This window comes from Bacillus sp. 3103sda1, from assembly GCF_024159135.1.
GTDB classification, from domain to species: domain Bacteria; phylum Bacillota; class Bacilli; order Bacillales; family Bacillaceae_G; genus Bacillus_A; species Bacillus_A rhizoplanae.
The window spans coordinates 1744038-1764660 of sequence record NZ_JAMYWS010000001.1; the positions used below are offsets into that span (position 1 = coordinate 1744038).

General features: G+C 36.1%; 18 protein-coding genes. 12 read left to right on the forward strand and 6 right to left on the reverse strand.

The genetic code is table 11. The annotated features are described in order from the left end of the window. The first annotated feature begins 552 nt into the window (after window positions 1–552). Window positions 553–1815, forward strand: coding sequence for a GTPase HflX (gene hflX, locus NKR74_RS08775; RefSeq protein WP_253629267.1), 1263 nt, complete (start codon window positions 553–555; stop codon window positions 1813–1815). 55 nt (window positions 1816–1870) lie between these two features. Here the strand turns inward: hflX and NKR74_RS08780 are convergent, their stop codons facing one another. Continuing rightward, entirely contained in the window at window positions 1871–2431 is a 561-nt protein-coding gene (locus tag NKR74_RS08780) for a GNAT family N-acetyltransferase (protein ID WP_253629268.1), read from the reverse strand. A gap of 269 nt (window positions 2432–2700) precedes the next feature. Between NKR74_RS08780 and NKR74_RS08785 the strand changes: the two genes are divergently transcribed. The 3 genes from NKR74_RS08785 (at window position 2701) to NKR74_RS08795 (ending at window position 6512) form a co-directional block, all read left to right on the forward strand. Beyond that, on the forward strand, window positions 2701–3909 hold the full coding sequence (locus NKR74_RS08785; protein WP_253629269.1) for an MFS transporter: 1209 nt from the start codon (window positions 2701–2703) through the stop codon (window positions 3907–3909). Window positions 3910–3935: 26 nt separating this feature from the next. Beyond that, window positions 3936–4853 (forward strand): cysteine synthase A, encoded by a 918-nt coding sequence (gene cysK, locus NKR74_RS08790; protein WP_253629270.1) that lies wholly within the window; start codon window positions 3936–3938, stop codon window positions 4851–4853. A gap of 183 nt (window positions 4854–5036) precedes the next feature. Next, entirely contained in the window at window positions 5037–6512 is a 1476-nt protein-coding gene (locus NKR74_RS08795) for an RNA-guided endonuclease InsQ/TnpB family protein (RefSeq protein WP_253629271.1), read from the forward strand. Window positions 6513–6595: 83 nt separating this feature from the next. Here NKR74_RS08795 and NKR74_RS08800 read toward each other — a convergent pair whose 3' ends face one another. Both NKR74_RS08800 and NKR74_RS08805 read right to left on the reverse strand, forming a co-directional pair. Then, complete coding sequence (locus NKR74_RS08800) at window positions 6596–7444, reverse strand: pentapeptide repeat-containing protein (RefSeq protein ID WP_253631113.1); 849 nt, start codon at window positions 7442–7444, stop codon at window positions 6596–6598. Between the two features lie 370 nt (window positions 7445–7814). Then, a complete protein-coding gene (locus NKR74_RS08805; RefSeq protein ID WP_253629272.1) occupies window positions 7815–9449 on the reverse strand; it encodes a putative polysaccharide biosynthesis protein in 1635 nt (544 codons plus the stop codon). Window positions 9450–9945: 496 nt separating this feature from the next. Here NKR74_RS08805 and NKR74_RS08810 point away from each other — a divergent pair, with 496 nt between their 5' ends. The 3 genes from NKR74_RS08810 to speB all read left to right on the forward strand — a co-directional run bounded on the left by NKR74_RS08810 (window position 9946) and on the right by speB (window position 12278). Beyond that, entirely contained in the window at window positions 9946–10212 is a 267-nt protein-coding gene (locus tag NKR74_RS08810) for a CD3324 family protein (protein ID WP_098310571.1), read from the forward strand. 140 nt (window positions 10213–10352) lie between these two features. Continuing rightward, window positions 10353–10991, forward strand: a complete 639-nt coding sequence (locus NKR74_RS08815) for a FusB/FusC family EF-G-binding protein (protein WP_098310572.1) — start codon at window positions 10353–10355, stop codon at window positions 10989–10991. 342 nt (window positions 10992–11333) lie between these two features. Then, on the forward strand, window positions 11334–12278 hold the full coding sequence (speB, locus tag NKR74_RS08820; RefSeq protein ID WP_253629273.1) for an agmatinase: 945 nt from the start codon (window positions 11334–11336) through the stop codon (window positions 12276–12278). A 75-nt stretch (window positions 12279–12353) separates the two neighbouring features. Here the strand turns inward: speB and msrA are convergent, their stop codons facing one another. Further along, the gene (msrA, locus tag NKR74_RS08825) at window positions 12354–12890 is read right to left on the reverse strand and encodes a peptide-methionine (S)-S-oxide reductase MsrA (protein WP_253629274.1); all 537 of its coding nucleotides are present in this window, start codon (window positions 12888–12890) and stop codon (window positions 12354–12356) included. 111 nt (window positions 12891–13001) lie between these two features. Beyond that, on the reverse strand, window positions 13002–14135 hold the full coding sequence (locus NKR74_RS08830) for a CapA family protein (RefSeq protein ID WP_253629275.1): 1134 nt from the start codon (window positions 14133–14135) through the stop codon (window positions 13002–13004). A 208-nt stretch (window positions 14136–14343) separates the two neighbouring features. Between NKR74_RS08830 and NKR74_RS08835 the strand changes: the two genes are divergently transcribed. Both NKR74_RS08835 and NKR74_RS08840 read left to right on the forward strand, forming a co-directional pair. Then, window positions 14344–15057, forward strand: coding sequence for a DUF554 domain-containing protein (locus tag NKR74_RS08835; RefSeq protein WP_098310576.1), 714 nt, complete (start codon window positions 14344–14346; stop codon window positions 15055–15057). Between the two features lie 61 nt (window positions 15058–15118). Next, on the forward strand, window positions 15119–16024 hold the full coding sequence (locus NKR74_RS08840; protein ID WP_253629276.1) for a GNAT family N-acetyltransferase: 906 nt from the start codon (window positions 15119–15121) through the stop codon (window positions 16022–16024). A gap of 121 nt (window positions 16025–16145) precedes the next feature. On the opposite strand, the gene NKR74_RS08845 is transcribed toward NKR74_RS08840, so the two are convergent. After that, window positions 16146–16907: a DODA-type extradiol aromatic ring-opening family dioxygenase gene (locus NKR74_RS08845; RefSeq protein WP_253629277.1), complete on the reverse strand. Its 762-nt coding sequence runs from the start codon at window positions 16905–16907 to the stop codon at window positions 16146–16148. Window positions 16908–17130: 223 nt separating this feature from the next. Between NKR74_RS08845 and NKR74_RS08850 the strand changes: the two genes are divergently transcribed. From NKR74_RS08850 to iscB, 3 genes are all read left to right on the forward strand, one after another. Continuing rightward, window positions 17131–18054 carry an alpha/beta fold hydrolase gene (locus tag NKR74_RS08850; RefSeq protein ID WP_253629278.1) on the forward strand — a complete coding sequence of 308 codons (924 nt, stop codon included), beginning with the start codon at window positions 17131–17133 and terminating at the stop codon, window positions 18052–18054. 348 nt (window positions 18055–18402) lie between these two features. Next, window positions 18403–18780 (forward strand): VOC family protein, encoded by a 378-nt coding sequence (locus NKR74_RS08855; protein ID WP_098310580.1) that lies wholly within the window; start codon window positions 18403–18405, stop codon window positions 18778–18780. 595 nt (window positions 18781–19375) lie between these two features. Further along, window positions 19376–20623: an RNA-guided endonuclease IscB gene (iscB, locus tag NKR74_RS08860; RefSeq protein WP_253629279.1), complete on the forward strand. Its 1248-nt coding sequence runs from the start codon at window positions 19376–19378 to the stop codon at window positions 20621–20623.

The window sequence follows — 20623 nt, forward strand, 5'->3', positions numbered from 1 at the left end:
TCGCACCCAAGTCGTTCTCTTTCGTTTGTTATAGGAGTATTTATAATAAGACGTATGCGCAAAAAATGATGAATAAAATAGAAAAATAACGATTTTCTTTATGCTAATAAATGGAGTTTATTCTTGTGTCAGCTATATAACTGTGCTAAAATTTATGTAACTTTTAATGAACGGAGGGGTCTCCTTTGATCTTAATCAGATTACGTCTCAATACTTTGTGCCGATAATTGAATAGCGCTCAAAGGCTCTGTCTGTGTACAGAGTGAACGGGATTGGTCTGTCTCTTTAAAGGAACCCTATTAAACTTATATGTGAAAAGAGGGAGGGACGAATACGCCCTCTTTTTGTTTTGCCTTTAAAAACAGAATGATATGATGCATGTATACAAACATTTCTTAGAATTGGTGTATCATGCTGGATTTGACGACCATTGAACAAGCCGGCAGCGATGCTTTTTATGTTTATTTGTCGTGCTCTCATCCGTTTATGAAAAACACAGGCAGTAGCTTGTGTTTTTTATTTTGCGCGTAATCGAAATGGAGGAATAAATATATGGAAGAATTAGTACAAAAAGCAATATTAGTTGGAGTGAATTTAAATAATCAAAGTGATTTTGAATATTCGATGGAGGAGTTAGCGAATTTAGCGGAAGCGTGCGATGTAGAAGTGATAGGGCAAGTTACACAAAATTTACATCGTGTGAACCCATCTCATTATATTGGAACAGGGAAAATTGAAGAAGTGTCAGCGTTCGTGAAAGAAGCCGATGCAAATATGGTGATTTTCAACGATGAGTTATCTCCTTCACAAATCCGAAACTTGGAAGCGGATATAGATTGTAAAGTGATTGATCGTACAATTTTAATTTTAGATATTTTTGCGCAGCGTGCAAAGACAAAAGAAGCACAATTACAGGTTGAAGTCGCGCATTTGCAATATATGATGCCTCGTTTAATTGGACTTCGTGAATCTCTTGGAAGACAAAGCGGCGGTGTTGGTACGAGAAACAAAGGTGTCGGGGAAAAGAAATTAGAGCTTGATCGCCGTAAGATTGAAGAGCAAATTGCAGCGTTAAATAAAGAATTAGAAGCACTTACTTTGCATCGTCAAACGCAGCGTAAACAGCGTAAGAAAAATGAAGTACCTGTTGTGTCGTTAGTAGGATATACGAACGCAGGTAAATCAACAACGATGAATGCGATGCTTGAAATGTTTAACGGATCTGCAGAGAAACAAGTATTTGAGAAAGATATGTTATTTGCGACGCTCGAAACAGCTGTGCGAAATATTCAATTACCAGATAACAAATCATTTTTATTAACAGATACAGTTGGGTTCGTTAGTAAATTGCCGCATCATCTTGTGAAAGCGTTCCGTTCGACGTTAGAAGAAGTAGCGGAGGCAGATTTACTTATTCATGTTGTTGATTATGCAAATCCAAATTATGAGCATCTCATTGACATTACAAATCAAACGTTAAAACAAATCGGTGTTGAAAATATCCCAACGATTTATGCATATAATAAAGCGGATGTTATGGATATTGAAATTCCAAAGGTACAAGATAATCGTGTGTATTTGTCGGCTAAACAAAAAGTAGGTATGGATGAACTTGTACAAATGATTCGTACGCAAATTTATCAAGATTATACAAAATGTGAAATGTTAATTCCTTATGATCAAGGACAATTAATTTCTTATTTTAACGAACATGCTAATGTCTTATCGACGGACTACGAAAATGAAGGTACGAAGATTACCGTGGAATGTAAAACGAGTGATTTTGAAAAATATAAAAAGTATGTAATATGCTAAAGAGTTCGATTGAAATATGAAGAGAAGAGCTGCTGTATAGCAACTCTTTTTTTCGTTATTTTTTCTTTGCATATACACATGTATCTCGTAATTCAGCACCATCTACAGATACACTGTTATTCTCTAAAATGCCCTCTAATTTAAAGCCTAGTTTTTCGGGTATAGCACGGCTTTTTACATTTTTTGAGTCACACCGAATTTCTACTCGATTAGCACTTAATTCGTTAAAGGCAAAATCTACAATTCCTGTAACGGCTTCTGTCATGTATCCTTGCCCGCTAAAACGGGAATGAATCCAATAACCAATCTCAAATTTCGGAATATCCCAGTTAATACGATGTAATCCTGAAGAGGCAACAAATTCACCTGTTTCTTTCAGGAAAACGAGTAAACGTAAATCTTCGCGTGCCAAGAATTTTACGTGAGAATCTCTAATGTTTGCTTCTACTTCTTGTTCTGTTTGTTCTTTTTGAGCAAAAGGCATCCAAGGTTTTAATTCTTCAATAGACTCATTGATCGCTTCATATACTTCTTTTCCGTCTCCAGGTCTAGGCATCCGTATGAGAAGCCTTTCAGTATAAAATTCAGAAGGGAAATTTAATAATAATGGATTCATGTGAAACGCTCCTTACTTATTCTTTTTATATTATGGTACTTGAATGGTTTTATATGGTAAAGATTTTTCTGAATTTTAACAACTAATAAAAGAGTATATTTTACTAGAATTTAGCCGTTACCTGCTTTTTGCTAGACAGTAAGCAGAGAAGTGGAAAAAGGTGAAAAAGAGGTATAGAATAGTAAATGTTTAAAAAGTCAGAAAAATAAGCAGGTGTATGAAATATATACACAGGCTATTTTCAGCACAGGAGGAGAGGAGCGTGTAACATGCAGGTAGCACAAAAGCCGAATGCGATGACTACACCAACGATTTACCGTATTTTATTTGCGATTAGCTTCGGTCATTTTCTTAATGACTCGATGCAGGCAGTTGTGCCAGCGCTATTTCCAATTTTGGAAAAGTCGATGAATTTATCTTATATGCAGGTGGGGTGGATTGCCTTTGCTTTGAATATGACATCATCCATTATGCAGCCGATGTTTGGGATGTATTCAGATAAGAAGCCTTCCCCGTATTTACTGCCACTTGGAATGTTCTCAAGCATGCTTGGGATGATTGGACTTGCGTTTGCACCGAACTTTTTTATTGTTATTTTATCTGTTCTATTTATTGGACTTGGATCCGCTGTCTTTCATCCAGAAGGAGCACGTGTTGCTTATATGGCAGCAGGAGCAAAGAGAGGTTTAGCGCAATCAATTTATCAAGTAGGAGGAAATACCGGGAATTCGCTTGCGCCAATTTTTACGGCACTCGTATTTGTTCCGCTTGGTCAAATCGGTACTATTTGGTTTACAGGCTTTGCGGTGGTCGGAATTGTCTTATTATACTTTGTTTCTACATGGTATAAAGGGGAGTTAGAAAGCGGGGCTGTAAGAAGGAAGAAACGAGCTGCACTAGAAGCGGAAAGTCTAGTAATAAGCAGCCGGGTTAAGTTTGTTATTGTTTTACTTGTATTTTTGACGTTTGTTCGTTCATGGTACGGAGCAGGGATTGGGAACTTTTATCAATTTTATTTAATTGAACATTATGGACTATCTATTAAAAATGCACAGTTTTATGTGTTTGCTTTCATGATTGCCGGCGTGCTTGGAACGTTTTTTGGAGGACCGTTAGCAGATCGGTTTGGAAAGCGAAATATTATTGTCTTTTCCATGCTCGGTTCAGCACCTCTAGCACTGTTATTGCCGCACGTTTCGCTTATTTGGGTTGTCCCGTTATTTCTCTGTATTGGATTTATTAGTTCTAGTAGTTTTAGTGTTATTGTTGTGTATGCACAGGAGCTTGTTCCTGGAAAAGTCGGTATGGTATCTGGCTTAATTGTCGGACTCGCATTTGGACTGGGAGCATTAGGAGCGGTTGTACTTGGGAAATTGGCAGATATATATAGTCTTAACTTCATTATGCTGCTATGCAGTATGTTGCCGTTAATTGGTTTATCATCATGGTTACTGCCAAATGATCGTAAAACGATGTAGAAATGGATGGAATAGGAGCCCTGAATATGAAAATATATCATAACGTTACAGAATTAATTGGAAATACACCTGTTGTGCGTTTATCTCGCATTGTTCCGGAAGATGCGGCTGATATATATGTAAAGTTAGAGATGTTTAACCCGTCACGTAGCGTAAAGGATCGTGCAGCTTATAATTTAATTCATATGGCAGAAGAAAATGGATTCATACGACCTGGTGACACAATTATTGAACCGACAAGTGGTAATACTGGAATAGGATTGGCGATGAATGCAGCTGCGAAAGGGTATAAAGCAATTCTTATTATGCCTGATAACATGTCCAAAGAGCGTATTAACTTGCTGAAGGCATACGGAGCCGAAGTAGTACTGACACCAGCTGCTGAACGGATGCCGGGGGCAATTGCAAAAGCACTGGAATTGCAGCAGCAAATTCCAGGTAGCTTTATTCCACAGCAGTTTGAGAATAAAGCAAATCCTGAAATTCATCGCACTACAACAGCTGTTGAAATTTATGAACAAATGAACGGTGAATTAGATGCATTTGTCGCAACCGCTGGAACAGGTGGAACTATTACAGGGACAGGAGAAACATTACGAGAAAAACTTCCTGGTTTATATATTGCAGTCGTGGAACCGAAAGGATCTCCTGTTTTATCAGGTGGTGCTCCGGGTCCGCATAAATTAGTGGGAACAAGTCCAGGGTTTATCCCAAAAAACTTGAATACAGAGATTTATAATGAAATCATTCAAATTGCTGATGAAGATGCAATTGAGACAATGAGGAAGCTTGCGAAAGAAGAGGGGATTTTAGTCGGACCATCATCAGGAGCTTCTGTGTTTGCTGCGATTACGCTAGCGAAAAGACTAGGTGTTGGGAAAAAAGTGTTATGTATTGCACCGGATACAGGGGAACGGTATTTGAGCATGGGGTTATTTGAATAATTGCTATGGAGGATGTATATGAGATATACATCCTCTTTTTCTATCATACCTTTCGAGAGGACTCCCACCTCTAAACGTACGTGAAGGTGGCGAGGTGAATCGAAAAAGTGTATCTTATTTTCAGAAAATTATAGAAACGTATGTTCCTTCTTGGTATAATCTTCTTAAGAAGGAGGTGAAAAGATGCAAAAGAATCAGGAACAACAATCCAACTATCAAACATTTCAAATTTGGATTAAAAAAGGACATCGTATGTATGCTTACTTTCAAGAATCTTGTCAGAATGCCAAGAATATGTACAATACGACCAACTTTTATATACGTCAGGTGTATACAGGGTTGACACAAGAAAAAGAGTTACAGCCCCTACAAAAAGAAGTGTTGGATATTATAGATCAATATATCGAAAAGATGAATGATACGCAGCTTCTTGTCCATCGAAAGAAATTAACAAAAGAGAAGATGAAACCGAAAGAAAAACAGAAAGAAATCAAATGCAATTTGTTTTCCAAACCTACGAAAGAAAATCCTCATGTAGATTATTATTTTCTAGATGCTTTGTTTAAAGCTATGCTTCAAAAAGATTATCGTTCTTTACCTGCACAATCCAGCCAATCCATCATGAAAACTGTATTTCAAAACTGGCATTCCTTTTTTGCAAGCTTACGAGATTATCAACAAAATCCAAACAAATATACAGGAAAACCGAGAATTCCCAAATATATTCGTTCTGTGGAAAAAGAGGTGCTGTATACAAACCAAGACTGTGTCATTAAACATCATACCTTTTTAAAATTTCCAAAGACAAAATGCCAATTAAATATTGGGAAATTAGGTTGTGCCAAAGGCAAACTGAAACAAGTTCGTGTGATTCCTAAATATCATGCATATGTAGTGGAATTGGTGGTAGATGCTTCTTCCAAAATACCATCCGTTGAAGAGAATGAACGTTATATGGGAATTGATTTAGGTATTGATAACCTTGCAACTATTGTCACAAACACAGGTATGAAACCTGTTCTTGTGAAGGGCAAGCAGATCAAAAGCATCAATCAATTCTACAATAAATTAAAGAGTGATTTTACAAGTATTCTTCGACAAGGGAAACAAACAAACGAAGGACCTTATACTTCAAAAAGATTAGAAAAACTTTATCAAAAACGTTATCTGAAAATCAAAGATCTTTTTCATAAGGCAAGTCATGAGATTGTAAAACGAGCGCAGGAAGAGAGAATTTGCAAAATCGTAGTTGGTCAGAACAAAAATTGGAAACAGGAAACGGATATGGGAAAGAAACAGAACCAAACGTTTTGTCATATCCCACACAGTGTATTGATTCAAATGATTACATATAAAGCAAAAAAAGTAGGTATCGAAGTGATTGTAATCGAAGAATCGTATACATCCAAAGCAAGTTTTTTGGATCATGACTTCATTCCAACCTATGGAACAAATGACAAGCATGCAACCTTTTCAGGAAAACGAATCAAGCGTGGTATGTATCGTTCTGCGAAGGAAATCTTCATTAATGCAGACGTAAACGCTGCGGCTAATATTTTACGAAAAGCATTCCCGAATGCATGGACAAACGGGATAGAGGGGTTAGGTGTGAAACAGCTCGCCAGTGTGTTAACTCCACTAACGTTAATCCTCCGTTAGGGCGAAACGTTAGAAACCCCCACTTCCAGCTCCGCTAAGTGGGGGAGTATTCATTTGTTACATATGTAGCATCTTGGATTCTTTTAATTTGTTTTTTTGCTCAAAGTAGTCCAGTGTGTTGGACGAGAAAGCAAGTGAGGTAATTTTGTGCGTGCATCACCTTTCGCTGAGTTAATCTGAACTTGGGTGAGAAAGATACTTTCTGTGAAATCTGCTCCGCTAAGGTCGGCGTCTCGTAAATCAGCACCGATAAGATCGGCCGCTCTCAAATCTGCGCCTCGGAGGTCGGCAGCAATAAGGTATGCTCCTCTCAAATTTGCTCCTCTGAGATCTGCTCCTTTAAGTTTTGCACCCATAAGATTTGCTCCTCGATGGTTTATTCTCTTGCCTTTTTTTGAATTCTTATGTTGACGACGTGCCTCCGTCCATACTAGTTCGCTTGTCTTTAAAAGCAGAGCATTTACATTTGCTCGGTGTAATGGAACGTCTAATTCCAAGAGTGAATCGGGACTAAGTTGAGAAAGTCGTTCTGTCTCATCAAGCATGTGGTTAAGCTCACTATGAATCGGACGAGTTGCTTTCAACGTTAAAGCTTCAGTTAAATACCAGAGCATTTCATGGAGTTGTTGCATAATTGGAAACACATTGTACATTTTCTGCGCCCTTTCTGGACCTTCAAGCCAGTCTACTCCTTCGAAAGTGACTTGGGAAACCTTTTGTCCTGCGCCGAAGCATTCAAAAACGGTACATCCTTTAAACCCCTTCTGTCTAAGGTCTTTATGAATACTGCAACGAAAGTCCGATTGCAGATTAGGGCAGGGCTTGCCAGTATCTTTATTGATTGCAAAATCTGTCGAAGCTGCGAAGGGTAGTGCAACGCAACACAAGCCGAAACAGTTTTCACAGTCGGCACGAAGATTATTACGACTCATGTCGCGGTTTGGATCATCATGGTTCTCGAACAATATGTGGACCTCCTTTATTTCCGTGGTACTTTTATAATTTAATATACAAGAATAATAGTTTGGTTGTTATTTCATTTATGCTAAAAAGCGCCTTCCAATTTAAATACTATTGCAGGAAGTCTTAGGAAAGCTGTCTTTTAGATAAGTATTTACTACAACTAACCAACCACGTTAATACAATATGAAAAAAGACAAATCCTGTATTTATTAAGATAATATATTGGGGTTCATCTTTTTTATAAATACCATACATATTATATCACCTTCTAAAATGGTAGTTACTTTATTTGAATAAAAAAAGGTGTAACCTGAAATGTAAGTTACACCTTTTCCATGCTTATCGTTTTAATTTTTTCAACAATGGCAAACGATTGATACGATCACCAAGAATGTCAGAAGCAAGCCCGCTTGTAAATACAAAAGCGAAGTAAACAAGTGCACCAAGGGCACCGCATACGACTACAATTAATAAAGACTCCATATACGTTTGTCCTGGAATTAACCATTTTAATAACGTTTTTGCCCCAATTACTACAGCAGACATTGCTGCAGAGTAAATTGTAATAAGTAATACGGTTTTACCAGTCTTTGCGATGTTAAACTTCGTATATTTTACAATGCAATATAACATGATTACATCAGAAACGAGGTAACCAAGTATCGTTCCTAATACAGCACCATGTCCACCTAGCGCATATAGAAGCGGTGTATTGACAAGAACTTTTACAATGATACCTGCAGTAAAAGCAATCATCGTTTTACGCTGATAATCAATACCTTGTAAGATAGCTGCTGATACGGTGAAAATCGCGCTCATTACAGCAGATGGTGCAAATGAGATTAAATATTGTGACCCTTCTAATGCAGTATTGTGATCGAAATATACCATGCGAAATGCATCGTAAGCGATGCTAGCAAGCCCAAATGATGCTGGGATTGTGAAAAATAATAATACTGTAAAGATCTTTTCAATTTGATTTTGCAACTGATCTAATTTACCACCCGTAAATGACTGTGTAATTGCCGGGATGATTGTGAGAGAAAATCCTGTTGCAAGTGATGCCGGTATCATAATAAGTTTTTGAGCATAGTTCGTAATGTAAGCAAAAACAGCATTTGCTTTATCAAGAGGTGTGCCCACTGCTTGCAGTGCATCGGCAACCGTATATTGATCCACTAACGTATAAAGTGGAATGGCAATGCCGACAAAAACAATTGGAATCGCATAGCGAAGCAGTTCCATATACATTTTTGTTAAGGGAACGGAAGAAGAGCGCACTTTTCGTTCACCTTCTGGTGGGCGTAGTCCATTGTACTTCTTCCAATACATAACGAGCATGGAAACACTGGCAATTGCTCCAATAACAGCGCCAAATGTTGCGACTGCTACAGAAGATGCAACCGATCCGCCTAATATTTTAGAAACAATAAAGCTTCCAACTAAAATAAAGATAACGCGAGCAATTTGTTCCACAACTTGTGAAACCGCACTTGGTTTCATATGTTGAAAACCTTGGAAATAACCGCGTGTAACACTCATCGCTGGCACGATAATAAGTGCAAAACTTAGTGCACGCATTGTTAGTGTTACATCCGCAACGAATCCAGGATCTGGTGTTTTAGAGCGAACTATTAATTCGGATACATAAGGTGCCCCGAAAAATAAAATTAAGAAACCAAGGAATCCCATAAACATCATTACTTTTAAGCTTGAATTATATAATCTTTTACTTGTGCCGTAATCTCCTAAAGCATTATATTTGGCAACAAATTTTGAAACGGCGATAGGGATACCTGCTGTTGAAAAGCTTAATAAAATCCCATACCAGGAGTATGCATAAGAATATAAAGCAACTCCATCACTCCCAACTAACGCTTGAAATGGGAAGAAATAAATAAAACCTAAAATACGTGAAATTATTGTGGCTCCGCTTAGTAAGGCAGTGCCTTTTAATACTTTTGAAGTAGACAAAATACTTCCTCCTACTCATGTTGCTTAAGAATCATCTTTTTCTACTATAAACTTGTCTTCGTATTTTATAAAGTAAAATACTAAATTTATTATTACAGTATTTTTACAAAGTGAGTTTGTTTGCGAAATTTTAGTAGTAAGTTTCAAATTTGTAAAAAGTAGGATGGATTTTTTGGGGGTCAGCCTTTTCAAGTGTAGCTTTAACACTTCTTAATAATACAATTTTTAAAAAGGCATGAAGATGCAATTAGGAAAAATTTATCATATAATAAGGTTGATTCCAAAGAGATATTGGGAGGTGTTGATATGGCGATTACAATGAAATTGCCAGATACTGCAGCGTCTCATGCAAAGCCAAGTATGGAAAAGGCGATACTTTGCATGAGGTAGACAAATAATCTAACATACAATCGCCTAAATGGAATTGTATTATTTTTCCTATAGTTGGCTTTGCACCTTATTTAGATGAACCATAAAAAATAAGGGGCGAGCAAAAATGAAATACGTAAAAGCAGCGGCCGTTTTACCGGAAAATTTAATTATAGAAATTCAAAAGTATGTGCAAGGAGAAACAATTTATATTCCAAAACAGGAAAATACACATTATAAATGGGGTACACAATCTGGAGGAAGAAAGCAACTTGACGCGCGGAATAGAGATATTAAACATGCTTTTAAAAATGGAACTTCGATTTATCAATTAGCAGAGGAATACTTTCTTTCTACAGAAACGATAAAAAAAATCGTGTATTCAAAATCATAATGCAAAGCACTGATTATTCGATAAGAAATAATCAGTGCTTTTTGTGTATATTTTGTTTAGTAATTGTTTTCGACATTTTATAAAATAAATATATTGTATACAATGAGAAGAGATCAACAATTTGGTATGGAGTGATAAGAATGGAAGCTTTTATTAGAAGCGATCAATACAATTTTATAAAATCACAAGCTCATATTCTAGTAAATGGACATGCAACAGCAAACGATAGAGGTGTTATTGCTGCTCTAAAGTCTCTTGCGATAGAAAAGGTATTAGATGTTTTTGAAAATCTTACTGATGAACAAAAAGAATTAATAGATACGATTTTGACGGTTGAAAATAGAGAAGACGCAGAAGCGTTTTTATTCAAGTTAAATCCGTATGTCATTCCGTTTCAGGAAGTTACGCCGCAAACGTTAAAAAAATTATTTCCTAAAGCTAAAAAATTGAAGCTTCCTGAAATGGAAGGAATAAATATGAAAGAGATGTCTTATCTAGGTTGGATTGATAAAGGCACAAGTAGAAAGTTTATTATAGCAAAGAATAAAAATAAGTTTGTTGGTTTACAAGGCACATTCCAAAGTATAAACAAAAAGGGCATTTGTGCATTGTGTCATGGTCATGAAGAAGTAGGTATGTTTCTAGTTGAAATAAAAGGGGATGTACCAGGTACTTTTGTTAAAAAAGGAAACTATATTTGCCAAGATAGTATAGCGTGTAATCAGAATATGACTTCACTGGATAAGTTATATGATTTTATTGAGAGATTGAGAAAATAACTTTTAGTAAAAAAATAAGTATAGAAAAGGGTGATCTTTTATCATCCTTTTTATCCCGCTATTCGCGGACAGTAATACTCCCACCTCAAAATTCGGCGAAAGCAAAGAAGTAAGGTGGGAGATAAACTGTCCGTAAAAGCCCGATTGGTTCAACTAATACCCACTGATTAAAGTTTCACTTTATGCTGTAAGGCATGGATTATTCAATTTTGCATAGATGAAAAAAGATGAACAGTTGGGAAAGGCTCATTTTTTGCATGGCATGATTTTTGCATTTTAATAAAAAAGATTCAAGAAAGTTTTTTGAATGTGAAAATTATGTTGATGAAGGGGAAATGACGTATGAAATATCCACTAACGCCAGATGTAAAACCAGAGTTTTGTACGACAGGTTCATTTATGAGATTACCGTCAAGTAATGAGCAAGCAAAGATTGCAATTCTAGGGATGCCGTTTGATACGGCTGCTTCTTTTCGCGTTGGTGCGCGTTTTGCTCCGCAAGCAATTCGTCAAGCATCTATGACTTTGTTCCCATATCATCCGATTCACCATGTTTATCCGTTTGATGATACAAATGCAATTGATATTGGTGATGTGTCTGTGATCCCGCACAATATTCATCGTAGCTATGATGTAATTGAAGAAACTGTTTTGGGATTAATGCAACAAGGAATTATTCCGATAGGTCTTGGAGGGGATCATTCAGTTACATTAGCAAGCCTTCGTGCAGCAGCGAAAGTACATGGACCTGTCGCAATGATTCACTTCGACTCCCACACAGACACATGGGATACATATTATGAAGAGAAATATTGGCACGGTTCCCCATTTATTCGTGCACATGAAGAAGGGTTACTACAACCTGAAAAAGTATTCCAAATTGGTATCCGGGGAACATTAAATCATCCTGGTGATATAGAAGCTAGTAATGATTTAGGGTATAACGTCATTACAACAGCTGAATTATGTGATCGTGGTTTTGAAAGCGTTCTTAAGCAAATGCGAGCAACGATTGGCGATACACCATGTTTCTTAACGTTTGATATTGATTTTGTAGATCCATCTTGTGCACCTGGTACAGGTACGTTAGAAGTGGGTGGATTTAATAGTCGCGAGACACTAAACATGGTGCGTTCATTAAGTGGGTTTAATTATATCGGTTTCGACTTAGTAGAAGTATTGCCGCCATATGATCAAGCTCAAATTACTGCTCTTTTAGCAGCAACACTAGTGCATGATTTTGCTAGCTTAATTGCTTTACAGATGAAAAATGAAGTGCATAAGTAAGAAAACAATTATTACATTGAAATATAAAAAGACTGATGAAACAACTTTTCATCAGTCTTAAAAAACGTCCATTTATTATTTTTTCTGCCAATTTTCCTTTATGAAGTCTTCACGACCGGACTCTTTCCGTTCTTGTGCATATTTCTCTGGATTCTTTTTATAAAAATGTTGATGATATTCTTCTGCTTCGTAAAATGGAGCAGCTGGGCGAATTTCTGTTACGATTGGGTCTTTAAACATACGGCTTTCTGCTAATGCTTGTTTTGATTTTTCAGCAAGCTCTTTTTGTGTTTCGTTGTGATAAAAAATTGCTGTACGATAAGATGGACCACGGTCGAAAAATTGTCCGCCGTCATCTGTTGGATCGATTTGCGGCCAATATAAATCTAGTAACTTTTGATAAGGAAATATAGTAGAATCAAATGTAATTTGAACAACTTCTAAATGTCCGGATTCTCCAGATTTTACATTCTCATATGTTGGATTTTCAACATGCCCTCCTGAATAACCTGAAATGACTTTATGTATACCAGGCAGTTCGTCGAATGGCTTTACCATACACCAGAAGCAACCACCAGCAAAAGTTGCAAGTTCATATTGTTTTTCTTCCATCGTGTGTAATCCCCCTAAATTGATATGTTTTATATAGTATCGTATATGTTGTTTATCATAGCAAGAGAAAAGTCTGGAAGAAAAATGAAAAATTAATTGATTTGTATAAATCTATTGTGTCCGTTTATTAATAATGTTTCCATTTTTATCAATTTGTACATCATTGGAAATAGACTGTAAGTATTGCAGCATGTTTTGTTTTTCTGTATCTTGAAGCGGTGTAACTTGGTTATTACGAATCATATAAGGATTAAATGACATTTGTACGTCTTTTCCTTTAAACTTAAGTGTTAATACACCAGTTTCTGCACTATGTCCTGTTACATAATCAGGGAAGAGGAAGTTTCCAAGTGAGTATGCAACGGGAACTTTGTTGTAATATTCAAAGCCTTGTAACCAGTGCGGATGGCTTCCGACAATTGCATTTGCTCCTGCTTCTACCATTTTTTGTACATATTCTTTTTGATAGTCAGCTGGACGATTTGTTTTTTCGACACCCCAATGCATATATACGATCATATAATCGGCATCTTTCTTTTGTTCTTTAATCGTTTTCGTAACTAAGTTTAAATCGTAGCCATTTGCAACGCCGGGTTTATCATTTGTAGCTACCCATGCAGAATCAGGCATAAAACGGACAAACGAGATAAACTTAAATTTTTTACCTTTAATTGTAACTTCTCTCGCTGTATACGCATCTGATGCATTTTTGCCTGCGCCGATATAGGGAAGGCCTATTTTTTCTACATGGGAAATTGTATCTAATAAGCCGTCTTGGTAATAATCGAGTGTATGGTTATTTCCGATATTAACAATATCATAGCCTGTATTTTTAATAGCTTGTAATGTGGAGGGATCACTTTTAATCCAAAATAGTTGGCCAGGATATTTTTTCTCGCGAGTTGTAAACGCAGATTCTAGATTTACAAATGAGTAGTCCGCTTTTTCTATTTCCGGCTTTACATGCTGAAATGGATAATCAGCACCTTTACTTTGAATAACAGGGCGTAATTGCCAATCGAACATTGTATCACCCGAGAATGTAAGGGTAATTTCAGGATCTTCTTTCGGCTTTTCTGTTGGTTCTTTTCCTTTTGCCTTTTCTGTTTGCTTATTTTTTACTTTTGTGTTTTGTTCATTTTTCGTTTCTGAATTTAGCGCATAGTTGATCAATAAGATTATAGGGGTAAAAAGTATGGCTAACAGTATGGTGCGTTTTAGTAATGTTCTTTTTCGAATTTTCATAAAAACCCTTCCTTATGAGTTAATAAAATAAATAGATTAAATGTTAATTTGGAATTATATTCTGATATATATTTATAATGATTTTTAATAATAGGGTAACATGAGTAGCTTGATTAGGACAACGTGTAAATTGAAAATATTAAATTTTTGAAAAATAGTCTATAATTCTACTTATAATTTTATATATAGAAAGAATAGGTGGGAGAGAATGGTTTTACTTGGGGCTTTAGTAAATGGACTATGTATTATTGCAGGGACATTATTAGGTAGAATTTTTAGTGGCATTTCAGAAAATGTGAAATCGACTGTTATGCATGCAATTGGTTTAGCAGTAACGGTACTTGGTTTGCAAATGGGGTTGAAAAGTGAAAATTTTTTAATCGTCATTTTAAGTCTTGTCATTGGAGCAGTAATCGGGGAATTGCTTATGTTAGAAGAAAAATTAAAAAATTTAGGAGATTGGCTAGAGAAAAAGATAGGTTCAGGTGGAAAAGGGAGCATATCACTCGGATTTGTAACTGCAACATTAATATTTGTAATGGGAGCAATGGGGATTATTGGTGCTTTAGATAGTGGTATTCGTGGAAATCATAATGTTTTATATACGAAAGCGATTATAGACGGTTTTATTTCACTTATTTTAACGACAACATTAGGAATGGGCGTATTATTTTCGGCTGTTCCTGTTACTTTATATGAAGGGCTGATTGCAATTTTTGCAACGCAAATTGATCGTTTTGTACCGGAAACATTAATGAATAATTTTATTGTGGAAATGACAGCGACTGGCGGGATTATGATTTTTGCCATTGGATTAAACTTACTTGAAATTATCAAAATTAAGGTAGCAAATTTATTGCCTGGTATACTTGTAACTGCAGTTCTTGTTTCTATTATGTATGGGTATACACATTATTTTTAATAAACAGCAGGAAGATGCTTTAGTGTGATAATAGTTATTTAGGGAAGGGAGTTGGGATGAGATGTATGAAATAAAATCGTTAGGCACATTATCATTCGAAGAAGCTACAAATTTGTGGAATGCTGGATTCGAAGGGTATTTTATCGAAATTAAAATGACAATGGATGCTTTTTTAGCAAGAATGACACTGGAGGAATTGTCACCATCTTTTTCACTTGTAGCGTTTTATAACGGTCAGCCAGTTGGTATTATCTTAAATGGAATTAGAATGATGCATGGTAAAAAAATTGCATGGAATGGTGGAACAGGTGTTGTTTCTCAATTTCGTTATCGAGGGGTAGGGGGAGAATTAGTAAGAGCGTCCCTAGAGCTGTATAAAAAAGAAGGAGTAGATATCGCGACGCTGGAGGCAATTAGTAAAAATGATGCGGCTATTCATCTTTATAAAAAGATGGGGTATGAAGTAGTTGATCAACTTTTGATGCTACAGCATACAGGAATATTAGAAGAAGATGCTTTTCAGTTGCTACAAAGTAATACATACCATGTAAAAAGAGGTACAGCGCAGGATATACACACTATTCAAATATCAAATGAAGAAATAAAACCTTGGCAGACGGAATGGATGAGTGTAAGAAAAGATGGAGAATTATTAACTGTGTATGATGATACAAATGAGGAATTAGCGTATTTTCTTTATAAAAAAGTACTTGATCAGACAGGAAAACAACAAGCAACTGTATTGTATCAATGTTATGTAGATACAAAACGTCTAGATCAGGAAGATATTGTTCGCTTTGGATTAAGTGAAATATTTTCTCCTTTACAAGATCAAATAAAAAGAATGACAATGAATTTGCCTTCTTCTAATGAAGTAATTGTTCGTATTTTAAAAGAAGCGGGATTCATAGTTGGAAATGAGCAAGTGTTTATGGTTCAACATTTATCACGTCTTAACGAGCGATAAGATGTTAAAATAGCTTCAATGAAAGTATAGAGTAAGTTTGTTTTGATAAAGAGGAATAAAGAAAAGTCCAGTATTGAATTACTGGACTTTCTCCATATTAATATCTCTATAATATCGAGAATTAAAATTGTAAACAAAGATAGCTTAATGTTCCAAATTCATAGCTACGATGAATTACTTTTGGTTCTGCCTTGCCGCTTCCCATTGCAATGAAAAGAGGAACAAAGTGTTCTGCTCTTGGAACAGCTAAACGTGCATGAGGAGCTTCAACTTCCCAGTTGAATAGGGCGTCTGTATTGTTGTTTTGAATTTGATCAATGAGCCATTCGTCAAATTCAACAGCCCATGGTTCAGGCGTAGTTTGTTCCCATTTTAACATTCGTAAATTGTGCACCGTAACACCGCTGCCGATGACTAAAATATCTTCTTTTCCAAGTTCTTGAATGGCTTTTCCAATTTCGTATTGTTCTTTTGCAGGAAGGAAGGGATTTACTGAAATTTGAACGACAGGTATATCAGCTTTTGGGTACATACGGTGTAGAAGTGTCCAAGAGCCATGATCTAATCCGCGCGTTGTATCTTTTTGAACCGCAATCCCTCGGTTTTTAAATTTTTCTTCTAGCATTGCTGCAAGGACGGACGAACCTTTTGCAGCGTATTTTATTTCATATAATTCAGGAGGAAAGCCGCCAAAATCATAAATCGTTTCATAGGCATTGTCTGAAGAAGAAATAGTTAAAATTTCACTTTCCCAATGAGCTGTAAAAATGACAATTGCTTTTGGTTTATATGTTTTACCAAGTGTTTGTAAAAATTTTGTATAGCCGGTATCTTGAATGGCTAGCATAGGAGAACCATGTGCTAAAAATAATGATGGCATCATAATTAGTTTACCTCCAATAATTTAATTACTTTATGTAAGTAACTATACATCTTTAGTTTCGTTTCGTCAAGAATGAAGTGGTAGAAATTAAAATATCATAATTTGTAATAAGGAAAGCTTTTACATATAATTTATAGTAAGAAAAAAATGAATAGTGGTTCATCTTATAAAGATATAGATTCGTATTGTTGTGAAGTAGATTATAGAATTGGGGGCTGTCAAAATGAACATACAGGAAAGCTTCGTTATGACATTGGATGGATCGGAAATTTATTTACGTCAATGGTTACCAGAAAGTGAGCCTCGTGGGATTGTTCAAATTGCGCATGGTATGGCGGAACATGCTGGTTCCTATATAGAATGTATTGAAGCGTTATTGGAAGCTGGATACGGGGTATATGCTCATGATCATCGCGGGCATGGAAAAACAGTAAAGCAGGAAGAAGATTATGGTCATTTCGAGCCGAATATAGGCTGGAATCAAGCTGTTTCTGACGTAATCTTCGTTTCAGAGCTTATTCGTAAGGAACACATCTGTCCACTTTTCTTATTAGGACATAGTATGGGATCTTTCTTAGCAAGACGTGCTGTGCAGCTTCGCGGTGAGTTATATAATGGATTCCTTATTTCTGGAACAGGAGGGAATCCGGGGCTTTTAGGAGTTATTGGTCATAAAATGGCAACGATTGAAATGAAGCTTCGCGGAGCAAAAACGAAAAGTCCAATGCTGAACTTCTTATCATTTGGTAATTTTAACTCACACTTTAAGCCAAACCGTACGAAGTTTGATTGGCTGTCTTCGGATACGAATCAAGTTGATAGATACATAGAAGATTCACAATGTGGATTTATTTGTACAACGAGCTTTTACCGTGAATTATTTAACGGTGTGCTGATGGTCAATAAACTTGAAGAATATAAGAAAACACCAAAAGAGCTTCCTATTTATATTTTTTCGGGAGACCGTGATCCGGTTGGAAACATGGGAAAAGGTGTACAAGAAGTATATGATATGTATAAAAAATGTGGTGTCAAAGATGTAACGCTTCGTTTATATGAAGATGGAAGGCATGAAATGTTCCACGAAGTGAACAGACAGGAAGTATTTCAAGATGTGATTTTTTGGTTAAACGAGCATATTGTGTAAGAGGAAAACCTCACCTTTTTCTATAGGTGGGGTTTATTTTTTAGAATATTGTACAATTAATATTCAGAAATGAAAGAATTTTCGTTGTGATAAATTACATGTACGTTTCTTCGTTGTATATATTGATTTGGAATAAAGTTGCACTGTTTATAAAAAAAGATGAACTGTTTATATGTAGATTTTGGATAAAGAATGATCATTAATAAAATTTTTATCGAAAATCCTATTATGATAATGTAGGATTTTTTCTTGTTCCACAATCAGTTCAGATTCTTGGGTAAGAGAAGGAAGGGTTATGGCTGAATAGTAGCGAAGAGAAAAAAGAAAAATTTCTAAGGGGGATATAGAATGTCACAACCATTATTGAATGGTATGGAAGGTGTATTTATACCAGTCAAAGACCCGAAAATATCAGCTGAATGGTATGAAGAAAAATTAGGATTTAAACTTATTTATATTGAGAGAGAAGCTGCTGTTATGAAGATTGCAGAAGAGTCACAAACAGTAATATGCCTTGTAAGAACTGTTAATCAACAACCAATGAAGTTTCCTGAGAATAACTTTGGGGTAGGAAAATACTATAATTTTATCTCTAAAGATATTAATGAGATTTATCGACTGTTAATTGAACGTGGTGTCAAAGTAAATCCTATTAGTGGAGAAGGGGCTACCAGATTCTTTACGTTTTTTGATCCTGATGGAAATCCTTTAGGTGCTTGTCAATAAATTCACATATGTCACTTATGAGAGCTTTAATGGAATAAGGGGCACAGAAATAATCAAACTTTTGCATAAAAGAATGATTCAATAGAATATATTAAGAGTGTGTTTTGGTTGATCTTTTTCTCAAAACACGCTTTTTCTGTTTTTTCGTTTATCAAGGTTATTAGTATCAATTTGATCAAACATTATTCTAAAGCAACAAATAAGACTTCTGAACAAAAATGGATATTTATGTTAAAATCGGGTATGAGTGTGAAGAAATGCTTTAAACTAAAGGGGCCATTTAACGGAATAGCGGTTCAGAAAAAGTTCGAAATTTGAAAGGATAGTGATTGGTTGGTCAACTACCCACCACTTAAACGCTAACACGTTTTGAAGTGGGGGCTTGAAAAAAGCCCTGGTTGTCTAGCCTCGGTCTTTCGTGGACTCCGTTCGTAGGTTGCATACCCAAGAATGATTCCCTAGTTCTTGGCTCTATGGTGGCTCTGTAACAGTTCTGATTGGGGAGGAACGGTCAACCACATGCCTTCTTGCACGAGAAGTTGCCAACACCTACAAACATTGGCGAAGGGAAACAAACTCTTAGGAGGGACAAAACATGCGTGTATTTGTCAAGAATTTACGAGGAGAACCGCTCATGCCTTGCAGTCCTCGTAAGGCACGGCTTCTTCTCAAACAAGGAAAAGCAACGATTATTGGATATACTCCGTTTACCATTCAACTTCTATATGCCACAGGTGAAACAATGCAACCCGTCACAATCGGTGTTGACAGTGGGGCAAAGCATATCGGCATTGCGATTACCACTGAAGACAAAGTGCTCGCAAAAGGAACCATTGAGTTACGTCAGGACGTCAAAGAAAACCTTACACTGAGAGCTACATTACGCAGAGGTAGAAGACAACGAAAAACAAGATATCGAAAAGCACGTTTTCTCAATCGGAAAAAGAAAGAAGGATGGTTGCCACCATCGATTCAAAGCAGAGTGGATAACCAAATTCATTGGATTGAAATATTTCGCTCGTTATTACCATCTCCAAAAGTGATTGTCGAAGTAGGGAAATTTGATGTACAAAAGCTAAAAAATCCCGATATACAAGGAACAGAATACAAACAAGGGGATACCTTTGGCTTTTGGAATACGAGATATTATGTATTTGCAAGAGACAATTACACCTGCCAAATTTGTAAGAAGAAAGGTGGTATTTTGCATACACATCATATCATCGAACGATGCAACGGCGGCTCTGATATGGCAGATAACCTTGTAACTGTACATGAAGAATGTCATCAAAAATTCCATCAAGGGAAAATCAAACACAGTTTCAAAAAACCAAAACAATATAAAGAGACTGCCTTTATGAATATATTACGTTTACAAATCATGAATCGTTTAGATTGTGACATTACGTACGGCAGTTACACCACACCGAAGCGAAAAGAATTAGGTTTATCAAAAACACATGTAAATGACGCGATTGCGATTACCCATTCAACACAACTACAAGAATATGATCAAAGCGGTGAGTTTCGAATTAAGCAATTTAGAAAGAAAAAACGCTCCCTGCATGAAGCAACCGCAAGAAAAGGAAGGAAAACAAAGAATACAAGTGCAAAACGGAACAAGAAAAATACACCACATATAGATGGAATCTATTTAGGTGATAAAGTAAAGGTATTTGGACAAGTAGGGTTTGTGACAGGATTTACAGGAAAAATGGTATACGTACAAGATATACATGGACAATATATACAAAACCCTTCTAAATCCTATAAGCAAGTGAAGATGTCAGATATGGAACGTATACACCATACGAACAACTGGCATTTCTTACAAATCAGTTAG